A 21,980-nucleotide genomic window follows, 5' to 3' on the forward strand; every position below is an offset into this window, starting at 1 on the left:
GCCAATCCGATATTTACCTTTACGTGTGCGTAAGATAAATTTCGGCGCGAGTTCGTGCGGAGGAATGCGAACTGGAGGAAACCGCGCCGTTTGTTGCTGCGAAGGCTCGGCGGCGGAAGCGAAGGAGGAACCTATCATGATGCACAGACTGATGCTTGCTGCCATGCTGACACTTGCCGCGACCGGAGCCCAGGCCGCCGAGGCGATCGAAGGCAATTGGAAGACCGCCAGCGGCGAGACCGCGGTGATCGGCAAATGCGGCACCGCCTATTGCGTGACGCTGAAGACCGGCAAACATTCCGGCAAACAGATCGGCAAGCTCTCCGGCAAGGACGGCGAATATAGCGGCGAGATCACCGACCCGGCGGAAGACAAGACCTATAGCGGGTCCGGCTCGGTCAGCGGCAATTCGCTCAAGATGAAGGGCTGCGTTCTAGCTATCCTCTGCAAATCGCAGACGTGGACGCGCCTCTAAGCCGATTACCCAAATATCGTCCCATATAAAGAAGTGCAGAGATGGTCGCGCCGGCAACGGCACGGCCATTTTTCGCTTCTACCCGTCAAGGGCCGCCTGAATCTTTTGCTGCGCCGCATCAAGAAAAGGCAATCTGATCACGGAAACGGCATCGACTTTGACCGCGGAATTTCGCGGAATTTCCCATGTCACAGTTTTGTGAAAAGCTTGCATACCCCTTGAACACGTTTCATGCCATAAAAAAGCCGTAAAAAAGCCACGACACCTGAAAATCCACACGCCGAGGGTGCAGAACCCCTATTCCCTAGATATCTGTCTGTTTTCGCTTATTTTTTATCTTACCAAATCGTAACTTAATCGGTTTATTTGTGGCATTTTCCAAAAAATTAGCATGCTCAGCACTTTTTACGGGTATTTCTGAGCGGCGATTTTCGTTGTCAACGTTTCGTTGACAGCAGTCGCCGAAACGAGGGCTTTCGGATCGAACCGATCGGTCCGATATCAGCATCGCAAACAGAAATTCACTCCGGTTCGACCCAAGACCGAGCCGAACATAACCCAAGGATAAAGACAATGACCAAGATCACTTCCGCAATCGCCGCAGCCCTCATCGCTTCGGCCTCGTTCGCTTCCGTCGCCCTCGCTGAAGGCGACTATTATGAAGGCGCCTCCAAGGCCTCCGCTACCGTCGATCATGTTCAGACCGGCAGCATTGCTCAGGATCAACAGAACCAGATCCAGGCTTCGGTCGACCGCGGCGACTACTACGAAGGCGCAAACCGCCCGAACTAATCGCAGCTCATTCAAGATACCGAAACAATCGTCCGCAGGCCAGGTCGCAAACTTAAAGCCGCGGAACACTCTGAAAGGACTACCACAATGACCAGGATCACTTCCGCTATCGCCGCTGCCCTCATCGCTTCGGCTTCCTTCGCCACCGCTGCCCTTGCTGAAGGCGACTATTACGAAGGCGTCTCCAAGACTTCCGCCGTCGTCGACCAGCAGCGCCCGGCAACACACCAGAAGGCCCGGGGTTCGGCCAGCTACGGCTACACGGGTTCGGTCTCCAACGCCCAGTCGAACCAGTCGTTCGACGGCACGGTCACCCTGAACCGCGGCGACTACTACGAAGGCGCAGTTCGCCCGAACTAACCGCAACTCATTCAAGACACCGAAACAATCATCCGCAGGCCAGGTCGCAAACTAAGAGCCGCGGACAACTCTGAAGGGACTACCACAATGACCAAGATCACTTCCGCTATCGCCGCTGCCCTCATCGCTTCGGCCTCCTTCGCTTCCGTCGCCCTCGCTGAAGGCGATTATTACGAAGGCGCCTCCAAGGCTTCCGCTACCGTCGACCATGTTCAGACCGGCAGCATCGCCAAGGACCAGCAGAACGCCCACCAGATTCCGGCTCCGGTCGGCCGCGGCGACTATTATGAAGGCGCAAACCGCCCGAACTAATCGCAGTTCACTCAACACACCCAAACAATCGTCCGCAGGCCAGGTCGCAAACTTAAAGCCGCGGAACACTCTGAAAGGACTACCACAATGACCAGGATCACTTCCGCAATCGCCGCAGCCTTCATCGCTTCGGCCTCCTTCGTCACCGCCGCTCTCGCCGAAGAAGGCGACTATTACGAAGGTGCGCAGCCCACCGAGCAGGCCCAGTCCGTCCATGGCGCTCGCGTCGACAGCTTCGGCTATACCGGTTCGATCGCTCGCGCCAAGGGTTCCGCCCAGTCGAACCAGTCGTTCGACGGCACGGTCACCCTGAACCGCGGCGACTATTACGAAGGCGCAGTTCGTCCGAACTAACCGCCTGATATCCAAGATACCGAACATATGTCCGCAGGCCGGGTCGCAAACTCACTGCCGCGGGCAACTCTGAAAGGGATAAGACAATGACAAAGATAACTTCCGCCCTCGCCGCAGCCCTGATCGCTTCGGTTTCGTTCGCCGGTGCAGCACTTGCTGAAGGCGACTATTACCAGGGTTCCCAGAAGACTGGGCCTGTCACGTCCATCGATCGCATGAACACCGGCAGCATCGATCGTCAGGACGGCAAGCTTCCGTTCAACAATGGCGGTGGCCGCGATAACCGTACTTCCGATCTGGACAGCGGCGACTACTACAGCGGCGTCAACCGCCCGAACTAACTCTGAAGTTCGCTCGCCATCGATAGCCGCATAGGCAAGTGCCCCGTGCGGGATCGGAAAGACTGAAAAAGCAGGATTGAGATGAAATACCAGCCGCGCGAGCGGCTGGTATTCGCAGTTCATTCAAGACACCGATTGGAAAGACGGGTCGCAATCGTCCTTCCGGTGCGTAATGGCCGGACTCTGAAACCAGCCATCGAGTTCAAGATTAAGTGAAGCTTTTCCACGAATCAATCACGTTGATGCTCTTCTTCGTGAGATTCGCTATTTTCCCCGCGGCTGGCGCCGCTCTTCTTCACGATTCCCGCCATTTCTCCATCCGGAGACAGGATTGGCGGCAATTCCCTTTCATTTTTACGGGAACGATCCGTGCTCCGAGCGATTGTACCTCCGCTGCGGCGGCGTGGATTCGCCTCGCATTATGGGAACAATGGAAAGGACAGGAAAATGAAGACCTATCTGACTTCCGGTATTGCCGCTCTTATCGTTTCGGCGGGTTTCGCCGGTGCCGCCATGGCACAGAACGCCGTCTATTCGGACCGCGATGGCCTGCCGCACTCTCCGCCGACCATCCAGCAGGATCGCGGCCAGGATCGCGGCCCGGGCGTTGATGCCATGTCGACCGGCAGCATCTATCCGAACAGCGGCTACATGTATCGCGGTTCGAGCGGAAATGCCGACCTCGATGGTGGACAGGACGAAGGCGACTACTACGACGGCACATTGCGTCCGCATAACTAGCAGTTGCTTCAAGATACCGCATCCCGGGCGGTCGCGCCAATGCGCGGGATGGCGTCTCCACCGACAGAACCCAATTTCGAAGCCGGCCCTCGTGGCCGGCTTTTCCATGACGGCATCGCTCTCTAGGATCCCTACGCCTCGGGGGCGTGGATGACTTTGCTGGATGCAGTCATGGACGATTCGTCGCCCCTTCCGGTCCTTCCGGCATTAACCACCCTGAACGGGTGATGAACCTGACCCTCAGCACGCATTCAGGCGGCCGCCTTTATTCTGCCTTCATTGGCTTTGGGGAGAGAACCATGACCATCCTTGCACGCCGCCTGACAATCGTAACGCTGATCATGACCATTTTCGCATTCGTCTTCAGCGCGCTCGTGGCCACTCCGGCGCGCAACGATCTGCGCGTGCATCTGGGCACTACGGTTCCGTGCTATCATCCCGCCACGCCGAACTGTGTCGCGGCGCTTTGAAAACTCATGTGATCAACCGGCGGCAGCCTCTTGACGTCGTTTGATTGTTATTGAGTTCCCACTATAATAGCGCATGAACACACGAATCTTTTCCCTGACCCCGCTTTCCTTCATCAGCCCGAGCCCTTTCGAGCCGCGCGCTTTCGACAATCCGGTCGAGGCGGTCGATGCTCTGACCGAACTCTACGAACGCAACACGAAATTCCTGATCGATGCGTTCGCCGCGCTTGCCGATGGCGCTGCCGTGACCGGCCGCTACCGCGCCTGCTACCCACAAGTCAGCATCGAGACGACCTCCTTCGGCCACGCCGACTCGCGCCTCTCCTACGGTCATGTGTCATCGCCCGGCGTCTATACGACGACCATCACCCGGCCAAAACTGTTCCGGCATTACCTGAAGGAACAGCTTGGCCTGTTGATACGCAACCACAGCGTTCCGGTGACGATTTCGGAATCGACGACGCCGATCCCGCTGCATTTCGCCTTCGGCGAAGGCGCGCATGTGGAGGCGTCCGCGACCAGTTCGCTCGCCGACATCTCGTTGCGAGACCTGTTCGACACGCCGGATCTCAACAATACCGACGACCTGATCGCCAACGGCGAATATGACCAGGTACCCGGCGAGCCGGCGCCGCTTGCGCCGTTCACCGCCCAGCGCATCGACTATTCGCTCGCCCGCCTCAGCCACTATACGGCGACCAGCGCCGATCATTTCCAGAACTTCGTGCTGTTCACGAACTACCAGTTCTATATCGACGAATTCGCGGCCTGGGCTCGCGAGATGATGGCGAAGGGCGGCGACGGCTATACGGCCTTCGTGGAGCCCGGCAATATCGTCACGCTTGCGGGCAGCGACAAGCCGGAAACCGATGCGGTGGTGCGCATGCCGCAGATGCCTGCCTACCACCTGAAGAAGAAGGGCCATTCGGGCATCACGCTCGTCAATATCGGCGTCGGCCCTTCGAACGCCAAAACGATCACCGACCACATCGCCGTGCTGCGCCCGCATGCCTGGCTGATGGTCGGGCACTGCGCCGGCCTGCGCAACAGCCAGCGGCTCGGCGACTATGTGCTGGCACATGCCTATGTGCGCGAAGACCACGTGCTCGACGACGACCTGCCGGTGTGGATTCCGATCCCGGCGCTTGCAGAAGTGCAGCAGGCGCTCGAAAGTGCGGTCGAGGAAGTCACCGGCTACCAGGGCTTCGAGCTGAAGCGGATCATGCGCACCGGCACGGTCGCGACGATCGACAACCGCAACTGGGAACTGCGCGACCAGCGCGGGCCGGTGAAGCGCCTCTCCCAGTCGCGCGCCATCGCGCTGGACATGGAGTCGGCAACCATCGCCGCCAACGGTTTCCGTTTCCGCGTGCCTTACGGAACGTTGCTCTGCGTCTCCGACCGGCCGCTGCACGGCGAACTGAAACTGCCCGGCATGGCGACCGCCTTCTACCGCACCCAGGTCAGCCAACACCTGCAGATCGGCATCCGCGCCGTGCAGAAACTCGCGGCCATGCCGACCGAGACACTGCATTCGCGCAAGCTGAGAAGCTTCTACGAGACGGCGTTTCAGTGATGTTGTAAGGCCAGCCACCTTGGTGTATGTTTTTCCGAGTTCATACACACGAGGTGGCTATGCGCACCAATATCGAACTTGATGACGAACTGATCACCGAAGCAATGGAACTGACTGGCCTGCCGACAAAGAAGGCGACAGTAGAGCAGGCATTGAGAGATCTGGTCCGTATTCGCCGGCAGATGCGCGCGGTCGATAACCTCGAAGGCATCGGCTGGGATAGCGATCTCGATGAAATGCGGAAAGATTCGGCAAGGTTTGCCGACTGGGGCCTGAAGGGTAGCGGATGATCGTCGCGGACAGTTCCGTTTGGATTTCGCTATTTCGAAAAGATGATGTCGACGTCGCAGATAGATTGCGTTCTTTCATAGCCCAGGGCGTTGTTCTTGTCGGCGATATCATCATGCTCGAAGTACTTCAGGGTGCTCGCGATTACCATCAAGCCCGCTGGATCGAACAAAACTTCCGCGACTTTCCCGTCGCACAGATGCTGTCTCCGTCACTCGCAGTAAAAGCGGCAGCCAATTACCGTACTCTTCGGGATCGAGGCGTCACGGTCCGGAAGACGATAGATATGATTATCGGTACTTATTGCATCGAACATCGCCACAGCCTCTTGCATAAAGACAAGGACTACCTGCCGATGATCGAACATCTCGGCCTGCAGATTGCCTGATCACTCGACCTTTGTCGGCCTCGCCACCAGCAATGACAGCGCCGTCCCCACCAATGACGAGACGATCACCAGCAGATGCGTATTGACGGCGGCCTGGCCGAGCTCCTCGAGGGGCAACCCGGCCGTGCCGGCGCCGAAGGCGATGGCGCCGGCGGTGATGCCGGCGGGATAGGTGCCGACGCCGGCGGGGGCGTGCACGGGAAGAACCGAAGAGAGTTCGCCGCCGAGCGCGCCGCCGAAGCTCGCGGCGATCGAGAGGCCACCGAGCAGGCTCAGCACCCAGGCGAGCACGGCGATCTTGGTGAACCAGTTGATCAGCGTCGCGCCCCAGGCGCGGGCGAAGGCTTTCGCATCGAGCGGCAGGCCTGCCTCCACCTCGCCGAGGAGCTTTTTCGCCTTGTGCGGCAAGACCTTGGCCGCCAGGCGGAAGGCCGGGCCTCGCAGCGCGAAGGCAATCGCGGGCAGGATGAGGAAGGCGAGCCAAAATGCCCAGGCCCAGGCTTTTCCTGTCTGAAGCGCCAGCCCGGTGCCGGCGGCGGCGAGCAGCGCGTGCAGGTCGAAGAGCCGCATGACCAACAGCGCCGCCGTACTGCGCGCAACGCCCAAGCCGAATTCGCGCTTCATCAGCAACGGAAAGCTCGCCTCCCCCGTGCGGAAGGGCAGCATGATGTTCAAGAGGTTATGGACCTGCACGAGCCTCAGCAACGTGCCGAAATGGCCGCCGGTCTCGGCCGGAAAATAGTCGTAGATACGCCAGGTGCGCAGGACGTAGGTGCCGAGCAGCAATGCCAGCGCGATCCCCGCCGAGCCCCAGCCGGCCCCGCTCCACAGCGACACGACGCTCTGCCAGCCCCAGACCCATTGAATGAAGGTGGTATAGACGAGGATGATCGCCACCGTTCCGAGCGTCATCGCGTGGCGAATTATCCACGCCCGGCTGGCAACCGGAGAATTCTTCATATAGTAGGGTGCCCCATGTGATATTTCGGGTTTTGCCGCCGTCAGGGCGCGCCGTTTCAAGCCCGTGGTTTAGGAGAAACGCAAGGTGCGTACAACAGCAGAGTCGGTGACGGGCCTCATCGAGACGGCCGAGCCGATCGAACTGTCCCTCGTCGTGCCGCTCTTCAACGAAGAAGAAAGCGTGCGTCCGCTGATCGAACGGATCTGCGCGGCGATGGCCGGTTACGCCGCGAGCTGGGAACTCATCCTCGTCGACGACGGCAGCACGGATGCGACGATCGTCAATGCCCGCGAGGCGCTCAACCAGCCGGGCCTCGACCTCAAGATCGTCGCGCTGCAGCGCAATTTTGGCCAGACGGCGGCCATGCAGGCCGGCATCAACCAGGCTGTCGGCCGGCTGATCGCGACGCTCGACGGCGACCTGCAGAACGACCCCAAGGACATTCCCGGCATGGTGGCCGAGCTGGAGCGGCGCGAACTCGACCTCCTGGTCGGCTGGCGCAAGAACCGCCAGGATGGTCTCTTGATGCGCAAGGTGCCGTCCTTCATCGCCAACCGGCTGATCGGCCGCATCACCGGCGTGCGCCTGCACGATTATGGCTGTTCGCTGAAGATCTATCGCGGTTCTGTCATCAGGCAGGTCAAGCTGATGGGCGAGATGCACCGCTTCATTCCGGCCTGGGTGGCGGGCGTCGTGCCAAGCTCGCGGATCGGCGAAATGCCGGTGACCCACCATGCGCGCCAGCACGGCGTTTCGAAATACGGCATTTCCCGCACCTTCCGGGTCATCCTCGACCTGCTGTCGGTGATGTTCTTCATGCGCTTCAAGGCGCGGCCGGGGCATTTCTTCGGCTCGCTCGGCCTCGGGCTTGGGGCGCTGTCGGCGCTCATCCTCTTTTACCTGTTCGTTGACAAGTTCGTCATGGGCAACGACATCGGCACGCGGCCGCTGTTCCTCATCGGCGTCATGCTGTTCCTGTCGGCGGTGCAGATGATCACCACCGGCATCATCGCCGAAATGATCGCCCGCACCTATTATCGGGAAGATACCGCCCTCAGCTACATCGTCAGGGAAGTCTATGAGGGCGATGCGGCGCATCAGTGACGCGTTCGCCCGCCGTCCCGACCTCATCCTCTGGCTGATCGCTGCATATTATGTGCTCGCGATCATCCTCCGGGTGCTGCGCTCGGAGGCGCTCGAAAGCGACGAGGCGGAACAGCTATACCAATCGCAGTTCCTGCTGATGGGCTACGGCCGCCAGCCGCCGTTCTACAACTGGCTGCAATACGGGGCCGTGCAGCTGATCGGCCCGTCGGTTTTCGCGATCTCGCTGGTCAAGAACCTGCTGCTCTTCCTTACCTGCGCGGTCTACGGGCTCGCGGCGCGGGTCTTGCTGAAGGACAAGCGGCTCGTTGCCATCGCCATGATCGGGGTGATCGCCATGCCGGCGGTCAGCGTCATGGCGCAACGGGACCTGACGCATGCGATCGCCACGCTGTTTGCGGTCGCGTTGTTCTTCTACGGCTTCCTCAGGACACTGACGCGGCCAAGCTTCTTCACCTACCTGCTGACCGGCATCGCGGTCGGGTTCGGGCTGATCGCCAAGTATAATTTCGTCGTCGTTCCAATCGCAGCGATCCTCGCCATCCTGCCGGAACAGGAACTGCGCAAGCGCATTCTCGACTGGCGGCTGATCCCGGCGCTTGCCGTCGTCGCGGTGATCTGCCTGCCACACGGGCTATGGATGCTCGGAAACCTAAGTGAAGCGACGGCCGGGACGCTCAAGGCAATGCGGGAGGATGCTTCCGGCAACCCCTTCCTCGATCGGCTGTCCGGCATCGGCACGCTTGTCGTCGCGATTCTGGCCGGCGGGGTGCCGGTGCTCGCCTTTTTCCTGATCGCCTTCCGGCGCACGCTCATCGATGCCTGGCAGGCGACGAACCAGTGGACGCGGGTGATCGGCCGCACGCTGATTATCTGCCTGATCGCGGTCGGGCTGATCGGGCTCGGTTTCGGCGCCACCAGCATTAGCGAAAAATGGCTGTCGCCCTTCCTGGTTCTGCTGCCGCTCTATCTCTGCCTGAAGCTGGAAGCCGCCAATGCGGATACGACCCGCAGCATTCCGAGGATGCTGTTTCCGGTGGCGGTGCTGGCGCTCGGTTTCGTCGTCTATATCGCGCTCGGCAATGTCATCGGCCCGATGTTCGGCGATTATACCAAGGAAAACCTGCCGTCTGGCCCGTTCATCGAACAGGTCGTCGCCGAGCATTCCGGCGCCAGGCCGGCCTATGTGATCACCGACGATCCCTATCTTGCCGGGAGCGCTCGGCTGGAACTGCCGCAGGCCCGCGTGCTGCTACAGAGCTTCGGGCAGACGCCGCGGCTCAGCGAGGCGGAGAGAAGGCAGCCCGGATTGATCGTCTGGCAGGGGGGCAATGAAGGGCTCGATGCTCTCAAGCCCTATCTGCAGGCAAATGGGGTTGTGACGGAAGGATTGGCACCGGCGAACAAGGCAGTGCCTTATCTCTTCTCGGGCGGGCGGGACAACGTCACGTTTGGTTATGCCTGGGTGGAGCCTGGCAAATAGCTGCCGGCAGGCTCCCTCTCCACCCTTGCGGGGGAGATGTCATCGGAGATGACAGAGGGGGGTGGCGCCGCGAGTTCAAGTAACGAAGAATATGCTGAACCATCCCCCTCTTCCCCTGCCGGGGCATCTCCCCCGCAAGGGAGGAGATTGGCTCGTGGTGGTCACTCAGTCCCTTACGTTATCCTTCAGATGATCCAGCGCGCCTCTTAGCTTGTCGATCACCTCATCCACTTCCGAACGGCTGATGGTCAGCGCCGGCGAGGCGAGCATACGGTCGCCGGTGGCGCGCAGGATGAGGCCGTTCTCGACGCAGTGATTGCGCACCAGCGTGCCGATATCATCGGGTTTTGCATAACGCCGGCGGGTGGATTTATCCGCTGCAAGCTGCAGGCCGCCGATCAGGCCGATGCTTTCGGCCTGCCCAACCACGGCGTGGTCCTCGAGGCTTTTCCAGGCGGCGGCGAAATACGGCCCGATATCGTCGCGGACGCGCTCGACCAGCCCCTCCTCCTCGATGATGCGGATGTTTTCGAGTGCGGCGGCAGCCGCGACCGGGTGACCGGAATAGGTGAAGCCGTGGTAGAAATCGCCGAGCTCCTCGACCATCACGTCGGCGACGCGGTCGCTGACCAGCACGCCGCCGATCGGCAGGTAACCGGAGGACAGGCCCTTGGCGATCGGCGCCAGATCGGGCTCGAAGCCATAATATTGGTGGCCGAACCATGTACCCAGGCGGCCGAACCCGCAGATCACCTCGTCGGCGACGAGCAGGATATTGCGTGCCTTGCAGATGCGGGCGATTTCCGGCCAGTAGGTCTCCGGCGGGATGATCACCCCGCCCGCCCCCTGGATCGGCTCGGCGACGAAGGCGGCGACGCGGTCCTCGCCGAGTTCGTCGATCTTCGCCTGCAGCTCGCGGGCGACCTTCAGGCCGAATTCGGCTGGCGTCAGGTCACCGCCCTCGGCATACCAGTAGGGCTGGTTGATGTGGTGGATGCCTTCGATCGGCAGGTTGCCCTGTTCGTGCATCAGCTTCATGCCGCCGAGCGAGGCGCCGGCGACGGTCGAGCCGTGATAGGCGTTCTTGCGGGCGATGACCAAGGTCTTTTCCGGCTTGCCCAAGGCCTTCCAGTAGACCCGCGCCATGCGGAACCAGGTGTCGGTCGCTTCCGAGCCGGAATTGGTGAAGAAGACGCGCTTCAGGTTTTCGCCGGTATGGGAGGCGATCTTCTGGGCGAGCAATGCCGCCGGCGCCGTCGTGGTGCCGAAGAAGGTGTTGTAATAGGGCAGTTCCTGCATCTGGGCATAGGCGGCGTCGGCGATCGACTTGCGGCCGTAACCGACATTGACGCACCAGAGGCCGGCAAAGGCATCGAGATATTTCTTGCCCGCCGAGTCGAAGATATGAACGCCTTCCGCGCGCTGGATGACCCGCGCGCCCTTGGCGTTCAACTGCTTCATGTCCGAAAACGGGTGCAGGTGATGGGCGGCGTCGATGGCGGCGAGATTGGAAAGCGGCGGCATATCGGTCATGGCTGTTTCTCTGCCTCAGATTGTGCCGTCAATTCTTATCGGTTACGAACAGAGTTCCGCAACTCCCGTCAAAAGACATTCCTCATGGCTTCAGATTCTGCACCGCCCCGCATCGAAATCCTGCTCGTGGGTATGAACGGCGACCTGCGCGGCAAACAGATCCCGCTCGAGGCTGAAAAGAAGGTCTGGGACGGCACGGTGCGCCTCCCCTCCTCCACCCAGTCGCTGGATATCTGGGGCGACGACAATGACGAGATTACCGGGCTTTCCATGACGATCGGCGATCCCGACGGCCTGTGCATTCCGGACAAGCGCAGCTTCGCGCCGATGCCCTGGGCGCCGGAAGGCTCCACGCAGGTGCTGGCCACCATGCACGAGATGGACGGCAGCCCGAGCTTCATGGACCCCCGCGCCATCCTCGCAGCCCTTCTCAAGCGCTTCGACGAACGCGGCCTGACACCGGTCGTGGCGACCGAACTCGAATTCTACGTGGTGCAGGATGACTGGCGCGAGACGGGCCGGCCGCGGCCGCCCGCGAGCCTCATGTATCGCGGTGAGCCGAACGGCTTCCAGCTCTACGACATGAGCGCCGTCGATGCGCTCGACGACTATCTCCAGACGGTGCGGGCCTGGGCGAAGGCGCAAGACCTACCGGCCGATGCGACGACCGCGGAATTCGGCCCCGGCCAATTCGAGATCAACCTTCTGCACCGCGCCGATGCGCTGGCGGCCGCCGACGACTGCATCTACCTGAAGCGCATCGCCGAACAGGCGGCGAAGAAACACGGGTTGAAATCCACCTGCATGGCAAAACCCTATGCCGACCATGCGGGTTCCGGCCTGCATGTGCATGCGAGCATCATCGACCGCGACGGCAACAATGTGCTGGATGCCAAGGGCGGCGATCCGGTGCGACTGAAATCCGTCTGTGCCGGCATGCTGAAGACGATGCGGGATGCGCAACTGATCTTCGCGCCGTTTGCCAATTCCTACCGCCGATTCCAGCCGGGTTCCTTCGCGCCGGTCGATATTGACTGGGGCTACGGTCATCGGGGGACTGCCGTGCGCATTCCGGATGCCCAGGGGCCTGCCGCCCGCATCGAGCACCGCGTCGCCGGCGCCGACGTCAATCCGTATCTGCTGTTGACCGCCATCCTCGGCGGCATGCTTTTAGGATTGGACGAAACGCTCGATCCGGGCCCTGCAACCGAACCCGGCAAGGAACCGGCGGCCGGCACGAAAAAGCTGACGCACGATTTCCTGACGGCGGTCGAGGAGTTTTCCGCCTCGCCCTTCATCGCCGACGTTTTTGGCGCGCGCTATCAGAAGCTCTATGGCGATACGAAGCGCAAGGAGGCGATCACCTACCTGCGCACGGTCTCGGATTTCGACTACCAGACCTACCTGCCGCGGATTTAGGATTTAGGCGGCTTCGGTATCCAGGGAGCGCTCGCCAGATCGTCGATATCGATCAGCATCGGCGATCCCTCGTCCTCCTTGTAGTCGAAGGCCTTGGTCATCGCCGCGGAGAACCTGCCGAGTTCCTCATAGAGCTGAAACAGCCCTTCCTTGTTGCCGGTGACAAGGGCCACCGTCTCCTCCTCCGCTATCGCCTTGATCAGATCGCGATAGGTGCTGTTGCCCTCGCTGTCGGGGATGAAGACAACAACGCCGCCTCCATCCTTGAACTTGATGCCGACCTCGATTTCGTCATCCGTGAACAGCTCGCGGTTCTTGGCGATCATCTGCGGAATGGTAAGCGCGAACAGGCTTTCACGCGTGAGGCCGCCATGCACCTCATACTGCTGGTTCGCCAGTTGCATGAACTGCCAGCCCTTTTCGGAAAGCAGACCTTTCAGCATCAGTTTTGCAATCGGGTCGCTGATCTTGAACTTATCGGAGCCGATGAACGCGATGGCATCGGAAACCAGCTGGCTCTTCTCATCCACGTCGATGAAGGCCGCATTCACTGCAAATGCCGCCCGCATCGTCTCCTTGGCCGGCTCGCCGGTAATGCCGTTCGCCACCTGGACAAGATCGGCCTTCTTTTCCTCGGTCTTGTCTTCCTCATTTTCGGCAGGCTGGGCGTTCACCTGCTGAAGGATCAGCAAGGCCCCAGGTTGAACAGCGGAGATGGAAGTCATGCCGGCCCTCGCCCGCGACGCACCACCCTTGATGGGCATTGCCGCAATCTGTCGGGCGCTTCATGGCCAGACCAACCAGTAATTCTATCAGTGGTTGAAATCTAGTAGTCCCCACTTAACGAGATATGAACGAGCGGATGCAAGAGGTTGTACTGCAGGCCCGAACTCGCCCGGATGCCGCTACCGTCCTGTTCCCGCGGTTGGTTGACCAGCCCATTGGCTGCACAGGATCGATGTTTAAGCGAATGTTTCAACCTATCTTAAATTCATGGGGGCTAAGGAAGCTTGATATTTGAAGTCTTGCGGCAAAATCGATGCATATTGTTATCGCCAAGTCACTCTTTGCCGGACTTTTGTCCCTGCTTGCATCTCTGGCTCTATCGTTTACCTTCGTTCCGATGCTGGGCGGGGAAGTCGCCGGTGCCGGCCTGGTGATGACCATCGTTTGCCCGCTTGCTATCTCCATTCCCGCCTCGGCCGTGCTTTTCAGCCAGACCGAACGAATTCGACGTGCGGAAGCCGTGGCCTCTGACGCACTCGCGAAACTGGCCGCCGCCTACGAGGAACTTCACTGGCAGTCCCGCCGGGACGGCCTGACTGGGCTGTTGAACCGCAGCGCCTTCATGGAGGAACTGCAGACCTTCAGCAGGGAGGGTCTAACCGGAGCCCTTGTTTTCCTGGATCTCGACCACTTCAAATCGATCAACGATCGCCACGGTCATGCAACCGGTGACGAGGTCCTTCGCCGCACTGGAAAGATACTTGCCACGTATGACGGGCAACTCAATATAGCGGGCCGCCTCGGAGGCGAAGAGTTCGCTCTCTTTCAGGGTGGCCTGACCGTCGACGAGATGTTGAGGTGGTGCAAGGACATCCGTGAACTCATCGAAGGACTGGATGTGCGCTCCGCCTTGCGATCGAGCGTTCCGGTGTCGGCCAGCATCGGAGCTATCCACTGTGCTCCGGGCTTCGACCCTCATGAATGCCTCAGAGCCGCCGATGTAAACCTTTACGAAGCAAAATCGCTCGGGCGAAATCGGGTCGTTTCATCCATCTGACGAGGCGGCAGAGCGAGCGGTTCGGATACCGCGCCGAACTCGCTCAAATCCCGCTGCCGTCCCGTTCCTGTGTCACACGCTCCTGCGGCCGGTTGACCAGCACGGTCAGCTCGCCCGCATGGATCTTCAGGAGCACGTCGCGATCCATGGGCAGCAGTTCCCCGTCGATGACGCAGCGGATATCGTGGCGCTCGCGGGGGAAGTGCAATTCCAGTTCGGTCACCGTCATCGCCGTGACGGCGGCGTTTTCCTTCAGCCGGCCGCGCATGATATCGAACGTCAGCCGCGCCACGCCCGCCGGCGTCAGTGGATCGGCGACATAGAAGCCGAGATGGCCGCCGGTCAGGCTGTCGGCGAACATCAGCGGATCGCGGCCGAATTCGTTGTTGGAGACGGAAATCGCCGAGACCTTGCGGTGCCCGATCTTGCCGCCGGCGTTGAACTCCACCTCGAATTCCGGCGGATTGAACATGACGCCGATCGCCGCCCGCGTGCTCGCGCGTATCTTGCCCAGCCGTGAGGCGAAGGTCATCGAATTGCGATAGCGCACCATGCGGGCGTGCAGGCCGGCAGAAAACTGGTGCACGAAGCTATGGCCGTTGGCGCTGGCGATGTCGATGTTTTCCGGCGTACCGTCGGCCAGCGCATCCAGCACCTGCCAGATATCGAGCGGCAGTCTCAGCGAGCGGGCGAAGAGGTTCATGGTGCCGGCCGGCACGACGCCGAGCGTCAGGCCGCTTTTCCAGGCGATGCCTGCGGCCGCAGAGATCGTTCCGTCCCCGCCACCGGCGATCAGCCCTTCGACGCCGGGCGTCGAGGCCGCCTTTTCCATGGTCGAAACCACGTCCTTGCCGGACACCACATGGCATTCGATCTCGTGACCGGCCGCCTTGAACGTCTCGGCTGCTCGAGCGCAATAGGCGTCCATATCGGTGGTTCGGAAGGTACCGCCATCGCGGTTGAAGACGGCAAACAGGTTCATTGGATCTCGCTTGCAGAGGAGCGGATTTGGCGCGGGACAACGGCCCATCAGACAAATGGTTGCGACCGGGAGCTTTATCAACAAGTGCGCAATCGCTGCAGGAAAAAACTCACAATCCCGTGAGGGCACGTCTGAATAAATGGCGGATACTACCGCGACGCACAATGCCATGTTAGCCTGAAGTTCGGTCATTTCGATGACCCGCTCACCTCCAGAGCGGGTGGATGTCTCTCACATCCTACCCGCATCTTTTTCCAGCAGATTCAATGTTATGACCGATACTGCCGCCGATTTTCAATCCGCACGGGACCGTTCGGAAGCTCAAGACTTTGATAGTGCTCCCGCTCTTTCGCGGCTCGCCATCATCCTGATCGAGATCGCACTTGCGGTCGGCGGCTTCGGCATCGGCACCGGCGAATTCGCGATCATGGGCCTCTTGCCGGATGTCGCCTCCACCTACCAAGTCAGCATTCCGATGGCAGGCTACGTGATCAGCGCCTATGCGCTCGGCGTCGTCATCGGTGCCCCGATCATCGCGGTCGCCGCTGCCCGGATGACGCGGCGGTCGCTGCTGCTGATCCTGATGACGGTGTTCGCGCTGGGCAATATTTCGAGTGCCATGGCACCGGACTTCTGGAGCTTTACCGCACTGCGATTCATCACCGGCCTGCCGCATGGCGCCTATTTCGGCGTCGCGGCTCTCGTGGCTGCCTCGATGGTGCCGCCCAACAAGCGTGCCCGCGCCGTCGGCCGGGTGATGCTTGGCCTCACCGTCGCGACCTTGGTCGGCACGCCGATCGCCACCTTCATGGGCCAGATGCTCAATTGGCGGGCCGCCTTCTTCCTGGTCGGCGGCATCGGCGTCGTCACCGTGGCGCTGCTCTGGTATTTCCAGCCGCGCGACGCGGTGCATGAAGGCGCCAGCATCTGGCGCGAACTCAGCGCCTTCGGCCGCGCCCAGGTATGGCTGACGCTCGGCATCGCCGCGGTCGGCTTCGGCGGCATGTTCTCGGTGTTCAGTTATATCGCCTCGACCACGACGGTGACGGCCGGCATGTCGGTCAGCATGGTGGCGATCGTGCTCACGCTGTTCGGCATCGGCATGAATGTCGGCAATATCGTCGGCTCGCGGCTGGCCGACCTGTCGCTGAAGGGCACGATCGGCGGCGTAATGGTGTTCAACGTCATCGTCATGGGCGCTTTCGGGCTGTGGGCCGAATATCCGCTGGTGCTTTGCCTCTGCGTATTCCTGATCGGCTGCGGGTTCGCCGCTGGCCCCGCTTTACAGACGCGGCTGATGGACGTCGCCGCCGACGCGCAGACGCTCGCCGCCGCATCCAACCACTCTGCCTTCAACATCGCCAACGCGCTCGGCGCCTGGCTCGGCGGTCTGGTGATTGCCTGGGGCTGGGGTTTTGCCGCGACCGGTTATGTCGGGGCGGTGCTGTCGCTGCTGGGGTTTGGGGTGTTTGCGGTATCTGCGGCACTTGATAGGAAGATTACGGCGACCTGAGAGCCTGCAGCCCCCTCACCCGCCTCCGCTTTGCTCGGCGGACCTCTCCCCGAGGGGAGAGGAGAATAGAACCGTCGCGGCGACTTCCCTCTTCTTCCCAGCGGGGAGAAGGTGGCCCGAAGGGCCGGATGAGGGGGCCGCACGCGCTGGCCTTTCCTATGGCAAACATACGGATGTGCCGCACTTTACCGGCTAAGCTGCCTTCGACGCCGCCTTTTCCTCCGGCATCATCATGTATCTTCTGCCATTCTCGCAGACGAAATGAGTCTTGCCCCAGATGCGGAGGGCCGTGATGACCGGTTCGAGGCTCAGACCAATCGGGGTCAGCGCATAATCGACACGCGGCGGCACGACCGGGAATATGGTGCGCGTCAACAGCCCCGCCTCTTCCAGCTCCCTGAGCTGCTTGGTCAACATGCGCTGGGTGACCGACGGAATGCGGCGGCGCAGCTCGTTGAAGCGCAGGGTGCCGTCTTCCAGCAGATGATAGAGGATCACGCCCTTCCATTTTCCGTCGAGGAAACTCAGCGTCGTCTCGACCGGGCATCCGGGGAAATTGTCGGTCAGCTTGGCACGGGGTTTCGACATGGTCGGCGTCCTTTCACGGTATACTTTTCGGTACTATAGGCCAAAAATGTGCATTCTTGCGCTCGCCGAACATAGGCGCCATCTAGTTTCCGGACAACAGGACACAAACCAAGGAGACGTTCCATGCGTGCCATCGGCTTCAATACGCCCCAGCCCATCACCGCCGAAACCTCGCTGATCGATATCGAGCTGCCCATGCCGGAGGCGGCGGGCCGCGACCTGCTCGTCGAGATTAAGGCGGTCTCGGTCAATCCGGTCGACACCAAGGTGCGCCGCTTGGCTGCCGTCGAACCCGGCCAGCACCGGATCCTCGGTTACGATGCCTCGGGCGTGGTCAAGGCCGTCGGCCCTGGCGTCAAACTCTTCAAGCCCGGCGACGAGGTCTATTATGCCGGCGTGATCAACCGGCCGGGCACCAATGCGGAATTCCATCTGGTTGACGAGCGCATCGTCGGCTTCAAGCCGAAAACCTTGAGCTTCGAGGAAGCCGCCGCCCTGCCGCTGACGGCGATCACCGCCTATGAGGCGCTGTTCCATCGCATGAAGGTGCAGGACAAGGTGGCTGGCGCCTGGAACGCGGTGCTGGTCATCGGCGGCGCCGGCGGGGTCGGCTCGATCGCCATCCAGCTCCTGCGCGAACTGTCGGACGTAACGGTCATCGGCACCGGCTCGCGGCCGGAGACGCAAGCGTGGATCAAGGAACTCGGCGCCCATCACGTGCTCGACCATTCGAAGCCGATGGCACCGCAGCTCGCCCAGATGGCGATCGGCGCGCCCGCCTTCGTGTTCTCCACGACCCATACGGAAACGCATCTCAAGGACATCCTGGAGCTGATCGCGCCGCAGGGCCGCCTGGCGTTGATCGACGACCCGAAGGAGCCGATGGACCTGCGCGCCTTCAAGGGCAAGGCCCTGTCGGTGCATTGGGAAATGATGTTCGCCCGCGCCATCTTCCAGACCGCCGACATGATCGAGCAGCACAAGCTGCTGAACCACGTCGCCGAACTGGTCGATGCGGGCAAGATCCGGACGACGCTTGCCGAAACGCTTGGGCCGATCAATGCCGCCAACCTGAAGACGGCGCATGCGATGATCGAGACCAATCGCACCAAGGGCAAGCTCGTGCTCTCGGGCTTCTGACCGCCGTGGCCGCGAGCTGAAACAAAGAAAGCCCGCCGTGGCTGAAACGGCGGGCTTTCTTAACGGCCTGGCGGTGGATCAGGCCTGAATGACGACGACCTTGGCGCCGACATTGACGCGGCTGTAGAGATCGATGACGTCATGGTTCATCATGCGGATACAGCCGCTCGACATGGCAAGCCCGATCGATTCCGGCTGGTTGGTGCCGTGGATGCGGAAATGCGTGTCGCCGCCGCCGCGATAGAGATACATGGCGCGGGCGCCGAGCGGATTGTTCGGGCCACCGGGCATGCCGCCCGCGAGCTTCCGGTAACGCTCCTCGCGCCGCTGCATGTTTGCGGTCGGGGTCCAGGTCGGCCATTCCGCCTTGCGGCCGACATAGGCATTGCCGGCAAGCGCCAGGCCCGCACGGCCGACGCCGACGCCGTAGCGGATCGCACGGCCGTTGCCCAGGATGTAATAGGCGCGGCGGGCCGGCGTATCGACGACGACGGTGCCGACGGCATACGGGGTGACATAGGCGACTTCGGTGCGGCGCAGCTCCGGCTTGATGTTCTCGACCGGTACGGTCTTCAGCGGAAACTGTTCGTTCGGCAGTGCTGCGTAATTCGTCTGCTCGTTGATGGTGGAAGCGCAACCGGCAAGCAGAAGCGGCAGACCGCCAAGAAAGCCGCGACGGGAAATCGACATGAATGTGTCCTTGGTGCGTCGAGAAGATGACGCCGAATTTAAGAATATTATGGTTAATGAAGTGCTAAACGGGCGATTGCGGCAGTCATCACGAACGCGTCAGAAGGGTGCTGATGTAGAGATGCCACGCACGACGCTCGCATTGAGATACGCATCATTTGATGCAGCAGGAGATAGGCCATGCGCACGACGGTAACGATTGATGATAAATTGCTCGCCAGAGCTCAGGAAGTCACTGGCATCAAGGAGTGATCCCTCCTTTTGAAGGAGGCCTTGACGCGGCTGATTCAGGAAGAAGCTGCGCGTCGCCTTATTGCGCTGGGGGGAAGCGCACCCGATTTGGAGGCCCCGCCAAGCGGCGGTGGAACCTTGACGGGACATGGGGAGGATCAGATTGGGATAAATCGGAGTGATCCTACTCGACACTTCGATCTGGAATGATCATCGTCGAAAGCGGGAGGAAGCTGTTGAATTTCTTCTGAAACGAAAGCAGATTCTCGTGCATCCCTTCGTCATCGGAGAAGTGGCTCTCGGCCCGATGCCACGCTACGATCTTGTTCTGCAGTCCCTCTCAGAATTGCCTCAAGCCGTAGTGGCAAGCGACCCTGAGGTTCCCTTGCTCATTAGACAGCACTCGCTCATGGGAAGCGGCATCGGCTATGTCGACGCACATCTATTGGCTTCAACCAAGTTGCAGGAAGGTGCACGACTGTTAACCCGCGACAAGCGCCTCGCACGGATCGCGACAGCGCTCGACATCGGATACGAGCCTTAAACAGCCTCACATATTCGGATAGACCGGCCCTTCGCCGCCCTGCGGGGGGACCCAGTTGATGTTCTGGTTGGGATCCTTGATGTCGCAGGTCTTGCAGTGGACGCAGTTCTGGGCGTTGATGACGTAGACCTGTTCGCCATCCTTCTCGACCCATTCGTAGACGCCGGCCGGACAATAGCGCGTCGAGGGACCGCCATAGATTTCGAGTTCAGAGCGCTTCTGCAGGTCCATGTCCTTCACCTGCAGATGGACCGGCTGGTCCTCCTCGTGGTTGGTGTTGGACAGAAACACCGAGGACAGGCGGTCGAAGGTCAACACGCCATCCGGCTTCGGGTAGTCGATCTTTTTATGCCGGGCTGCCGGTTCGAGGCTCTGCGCGTCGGTCTTGCCGTGCTTCAGCGTGCCGAACAAGGAGAAGCCGAACAACTGGTTGGTCCACATGTCGAGACCGCCGAGCGCGATGCCGAGGCCGGTGCCGAGTTTCGACCACAGCGGCTTGACGTTGCGCACCCGTTTCAGGTCCTTGCCGATGGCGGTCGAGCGCCACTCGTTTTCGATCTCGACCACCTCGTCATTGGCGCGGCCGCTCCCGATCGCTCTTGCAATGTTGTCGGCGGCGAGAATGCCGGACAGGACCGCATTGTGGCTGCCCTTGATGCGCGGCACGTTGACGAGACCGGCGGAACAGCCGATCAGCGCGCCGCCCGGGAAGGTCAGTTTCGGCACCGACTGGTAACCGCCCTCGGTGATGGCGCGGGCGCCGTAGGAGAGGCGCTTGGCGCCCTCGAATGTTCCTCGGATCGCCTGGTGGGTCTTGAAACGCTGGAACTCCTCGAACGGGTAGAGATAGGGGTTCTTGTAGTTCAAGTGCACGACGAAGCCGACGGCGACCAGATTGTCTTCCAGGTGATAAAGGAAGGAACCACCGCCGGTCTTCATGTCGAGCGGCCAGCCAAAAGAATGCTGCACCAGGCCCGGGCGGTGGTTTTCCGGCTTCACCTGCCAGAGTTCCTTGAGGCCGATGCCGTATTTCTGGGGCTCGCGATCTTTCTGGAGATCGAATTTGGCAATCAACTGCTTGGCGAGCGAACCGCGCACGCCCTCGCCGATCAGCACGTATTTGCCGTGTAGTTCCATGCCGCGCGTGAAAGCCGGGCCGGGCTTGCCGTCCTTCTCGACGCCCATGTCGCCGGTCGCCACGCCCTTGACCGCGCCCTTCTCGTCATAGAGAACTTCGGTGGCGGCAAAACCCGGATAGATCTCGACGCCCAAGGCTTCCGCCTTTTCGGCGAGCCAGCGACAGACGTTTCCGAGCGATACGATATAGTTGCCGTGATTGTTCATCAGCGGCGGCATCATGAAGTTCGGAAGCCGGATCGAGCCGGCAGGCCCCAGGAACAGGAAGTGATCGGCAGTGACCGGCTGCTTGAACGGGTGGCCTGCCTCTTCCCGCCAACCGGGCAGCAGCGCGTCGATGCCGGAAGGATCGACCACCGCGCCGGACAGGATGTGGGCGCCGACTTCCGAACCCTTTTCGAGCACGACGACCGTCAGGTCCGGATTGACCTGTTTCAGGCGGATCGCCGCCGAAAGCCCCGCAGGACCAGCGCCGACGATCACCACGTCGAATTCCATGCTCTCGCGTTCTGGCAGTTCTTGCTCGCTCATATCCAACTCCGCTCGCCGGCCCCTTCCGGCTTTATTCAGGCAACCTGTTTGACAAAAGCGTCCCGGCTTGTCGAGGCGGGAAAACGTCCTCCGCCTTGTCATTCGCGCAAATGGCGTTTCGCTTTTCTCATATTACGTTTACGTACACGTCAGTTATAGGCACCGAACCGAAGAAAGCAAGATCGGCCTTTCGCCGCCCTTTGCCGCTCCTTATAAAGATCCGACAACCGATGACAGGAATTGG

The 21,980-nt window shown here is 61.0% G+C and carries 25 protein-coding genes and 1 pseudogene; 19 read left to right on the forward strand and 7 right to left on the reverse strand.

Going from position 1 to position 21,980, the window contains the following annotated elements; all coding sequences use genetic code 11:
- The first annotated feature begins 136 nt into the window (after nt 1-136).
- The 11 genes from ABCW43_RS05285 to vapC all read left to right on the forward strand — a co-directional run bounded on the left by ABCW43_RS05285 (nt 137) and on the right by vapC (nt 6,097).
- Nucleotides 137-475 (forward strand): DUF2147 domain-containing protein, encoded by a 339-nt coding sequence (locus tag ABCW43_RS05285; protein ID WP_345922413.1) that lies wholly within the window; start codon nt 137-139, stop codon nt 473-475.
- Nucleotides 476-1,048: 573 nt separating this feature from the next.
- Nucleotides 1,049-1,267 carry a hypothetical protein gene (locus tag ABCW43_RS05290; RefSeq protein ID WP_345922414.1) on the forward strand — a complete coding sequence of 73 codons (219 nt, stop codon included), beginning with the start codon at nt 1,049-1,051 and terminating at the stop codon, nt 1,265-1,267.
- A gap of 87 nt (nt 1,268-1,354) precedes the next feature.
- On the forward strand, nt 1,355-1,627 hold the full coding sequence (locus tag ABCW43_RS05295; RefSeq protein WP_345922415.1) for a hypothetical protein: 273 nt from the start codon (nt 1,355-1,357) through the stop codon (nt 1,625-1,627).
- Nucleotides 1,628-1,714: 87 nt separating this feature from the next.
- A complete protein-coding gene (locus ABCW43_RS05300; RefSeq protein ID WP_345922416.1) occupies nt 1,715-1,939 on the forward strand; it encodes a hypothetical protein in 225 nt (74 codons plus the stop codon).
- An 87-nt stretch (nt 1,940-2,026) separates the two neighbouring features.
- On the forward strand, nt 2,027-2,293 hold the full coding sequence (locus ABCW43_RS05305) for a hypothetical protein (RefSeq protein ID WP_345922417.1): 267 nt from the start codon (nt 2,027-2,029) through the stop codon (nt 2,291-2,293).
- Between the two features lie 86 nt (nt 2,294-2,379).
- Nucleotides 2,380-2,634, forward strand: a complete 255-nt coding sequence (locus ABCW43_RS05310) for a hypothetical protein (RefSeq protein ID WP_345922418.1) — start codon at nt 2,380-2,382, stop codon at nt 2,632-2,634.
- 447 nt (nt 2,635-3,081) lie between these two features.
- Complete coding sequence (locus tag ABCW43_RS05315; protein ID WP_345922419.1) at nt 3,082-3,375, forward strand: hypothetical protein; 294 nt, start codon at nt 3,082-3,084, stop codon at nt 3,373-3,375.
- Nucleotides 3,376-3,674: 299 nt separating this feature from the next.
- The gene (locus tag ABCW43_RS05320) at nt 3,675-3,845 is read left to right on the forward strand and encodes a hypothetical protein (protein WP_345922420.1); all 171 of its coding nucleotides are present in this window, start codon (nt 3,675-3,677) and stop codon (nt 3,843-3,845) included.
- Between the two features lie 73 nt (nt 3,846-3,918).
- Complete coding sequence (gene amn, locus ABCW43_RS05325) at nt 3,919-5,421, forward strand: AMP nucleosidase (RefSeq protein ID WP_345922421.1); 1,503 nt, start codon at nt 3,919-3,921, stop codon at nt 5,419-5,421.
- Between the two features lie 59 nt (nt 5,422-5,480).
- Entirely contained in the window at nt 5,481-5,711 is a 231-nt protein-coding gene (locus ABCW43_RS05330) for a type II toxin-antitoxin system VapB family antitoxin (protein ID WP_345922422.1), read from the forward strand.
- A complete protein-coding gene (gene vapC, locus ABCW43_RS05335) occupies nt 5,708-6,097 on the forward strand; it encodes a type II toxin-antitoxin system VapC family toxin (RefSeq protein ID WP_345922423.1) in 390 nt (129 codons plus the stop codon). The genes ABCW43_RS05330 and vapC overlap by 4 nt, the downstream gene beginning before the upstream one ends.
- On the opposite strand, the gene ABCW43_RS05340 is transcribed toward vapC, so the two are convergent.
- Nucleotides 6,098-7,057, reverse strand: a complete 960-nt coding sequence (locus ABCW43_RS05340; RefSeq protein WP_345922424.1) for a lysylphosphatidylglycerol synthase transmembrane domain-containing protein — start codon at nt 7,055-7,057, stop codon at nt 6,098-6,100.
- Between the two features lie 85 nt (nt 7,058-7,142).
- Between ABCW43_RS05340 and ABCW43_RS05345 the strand changes: the two genes are divergently transcribed.
- Nucleotides 7,143-8,162, forward strand: a complete 1,020-nt coding sequence (locus ABCW43_RS05345) for a glycosyltransferase family 2 protein (protein WP_345922425.1) — start codon at nt 7,143-7,145, stop codon at nt 8,160-8,162.
- On the forward strand, nt 8,146-9,645 hold the full coding sequence (locus ABCW43_RS05350) for an ArnT family glycosyltransferase (protein ID WP_345922426.1): 1,500 nt from the start codon (nt 8,146-8,148) through the stop codon (nt 9,643-9,645). Before ABCW43_RS05345 ends, ABCW43_RS05350 begins: the two co-directional genes overlap by 17 nt.
- Nucleotides 9,646-9,810: 165 nt before the next feature.
- On the opposite strand, the gene ABCW43_RS05355 is transcribed toward ABCW43_RS05350, so the two are convergent.
- A complete protein-coding gene (locus tag ABCW43_RS05355) occupies nt 9,811-11,178 on the reverse strand; it encodes an aspartate aminotransferase family protein (protein ID WP_345922427.1) in 1,368 nt (455 codons plus the stop codon).
- A gap of 84 nt (nt 11,179-11,262) precedes the next feature.
- On the opposite strand from ABCW43_RS05355, the gene ABCW43_RS05360 reads away from it, so the two are divergent.
- A complete protein-coding gene (locus tag ABCW43_RS05360; protein ID WP_345922428.1) occupies nt 11,263-12,597 on the forward strand; it encodes a glutamine synthetase family protein in 1,335 nt (444 codons plus the stop codon).
- Here the strand turns inward: ABCW43_RS05360 and ABCW43_RS05365 are convergent.
- On the reverse strand, nt 12,594-13,322 hold the full coding sequence (locus ABCW43_RS05365) for a hypothetical protein (RefSeq protein WP_345922429.1): 729 nt from the start codon (nt 13,320-13,322) through the stop codon (nt 12,594-12,596). The two genes, ABCW43_RS05360 and ABCW43_RS05365, sit on opposite strands and share 4 nt — an antisense overlap.
- 314 nt (nt 13,323-13,636) lie before the next feature.
- Here ABCW43_RS05365 and ABCW43_RS05370 point away from each other — a divergent pair, with 314 nt between their 5' ends.
- The gene (locus ABCW43_RS05370; RefSeq protein ID WP_345922430.1) at nt 13,637-14,380 is read left to right on the forward strand and encodes a GGDEF domain-containing protein; all 744 of its coding nucleotides are present in this window, start codon (nt 13,637-13,639) and stop codon (nt 14,378-14,380) included.
- A 43-nt stretch (nt 14,381-14,423) separates the two neighbouring features.
- Here ABCW43_RS05370 and ABCW43_RS05375 read toward each other — a convergent pair whose 3' ends face one another.
- Entirely contained in the window at nt 14,424-15,362 is a 939-nt protein-coding gene (locus tag ABCW43_RS05375) for a diacylglycerol/lipid kinase family protein (protein WP_345922431.1), read from the reverse strand.
- 271 nt (nt 15,363-15,633) lie between these two features.
- Here ABCW43_RS05375 and ABCW43_RS05380 point away from each other — a divergent pair, with 271 nt between their 5' ends.
- Nucleotides 15,634-16,875, forward strand: coding sequence for an MFS transporter (locus tag ABCW43_RS05380; RefSeq protein WP_345922432.1), 1,242 nt, complete (start codon nt 15,634-15,636; stop codon nt 16,873-16,875).
- A 192-nt stretch (nt 16,876-17,067) separates the two neighbouring features.
- Here ABCW43_RS05380 and ABCW43_RS05385 read toward each other — a convergent pair whose 3' ends face one another.
- Nucleotides 17,068-17,463, reverse strand: a complete 396-nt coding sequence (locus ABCW43_RS05385) for a winged helix-turn-helix transcriptional regulator (protein ID WP_345922433.1) — start codon at nt 17,461-17,463, stop codon at nt 17,068-17,070.
- A 123-nt stretch (nt 17,464-17,586) separates the two neighbouring features.
- On the opposite strand from ABCW43_RS05385, the gene ABCW43_RS05390 reads away from it, so the two are divergent.
- A complete protein-coding gene (locus tag ABCW43_RS05390) occupies nt 17,587-18,603 on the forward strand; it encodes a zinc-binding alcohol dehydrogenase family protein (protein WP_345922434.1) in 1,017 nt (338 codons plus the stop codon).
- Between the two features lie 78 nt (nt 18,604-18,681).
- Here ABCW43_RS05390 and ABCW43_RS05395 read toward each other — a convergent pair whose 3' ends face one another.
- Complete coding sequence (locus ABCW43_RS05395; protein ID WP_345922435.1) at nt 18,682-19,293, reverse strand: L,D-transpeptidase; 612 nt, start codon at nt 19,291-19,293, stop codon at nt 18,682-18,684.
- A gap of 180 nt (nt 19,294-19,473) precedes the next feature.
- On the opposite strand from ABCW43_RS05395, the pseudogene ABCW43_RS05400 reads away from it, so the two are divergent.
- Nucleotides 19,474-19,706 (forward strand): annotated as a pseudogene (locus ABCW43_RS05400) (type II toxin-antitoxin system VapB family antitoxin).
- A complete protein-coding gene (locus tag ABCW43_RS05405) occupies nt 19,703-20,068 on the forward strand; it encodes a type II toxin-antitoxin system VapC family toxin (RefSeq protein WP_345922436.1) in 366 nt (121 codons plus the stop codon). The pseudogene ABCW43_RS05400 and the gene ABCW43_RS05405 overlap by 4 nt, the downstream one beginning before the upstream one ends.
- A 6-nt stretch (nt 20,069-20,074) precedes the next feature.
- On the opposite strand, the gene ABCW43_RS05410 is transcribed toward ABCW43_RS05405, so the two are convergent.
- A complete protein-coding gene (locus ABCW43_RS05410; protein ID WP_345922437.1) occupies nt 20,075-21,736 on the reverse strand; it encodes an electron transfer flavoprotein-ubiquinone oxidoreductase in 1,662 nt (553 codons plus the stop codon).
- Nucleotides 21,737-21,980 lie beyond the last annotated feature (244 nt).

The organism is Neorhizobium tunisiense (assembly GCF_039631515.1).
Lineage (GTDB): Bacteria > Pseudomonadota > Alphaproteobacteria > Rhizobiales > Rhizobiaceae > Neorhizobium.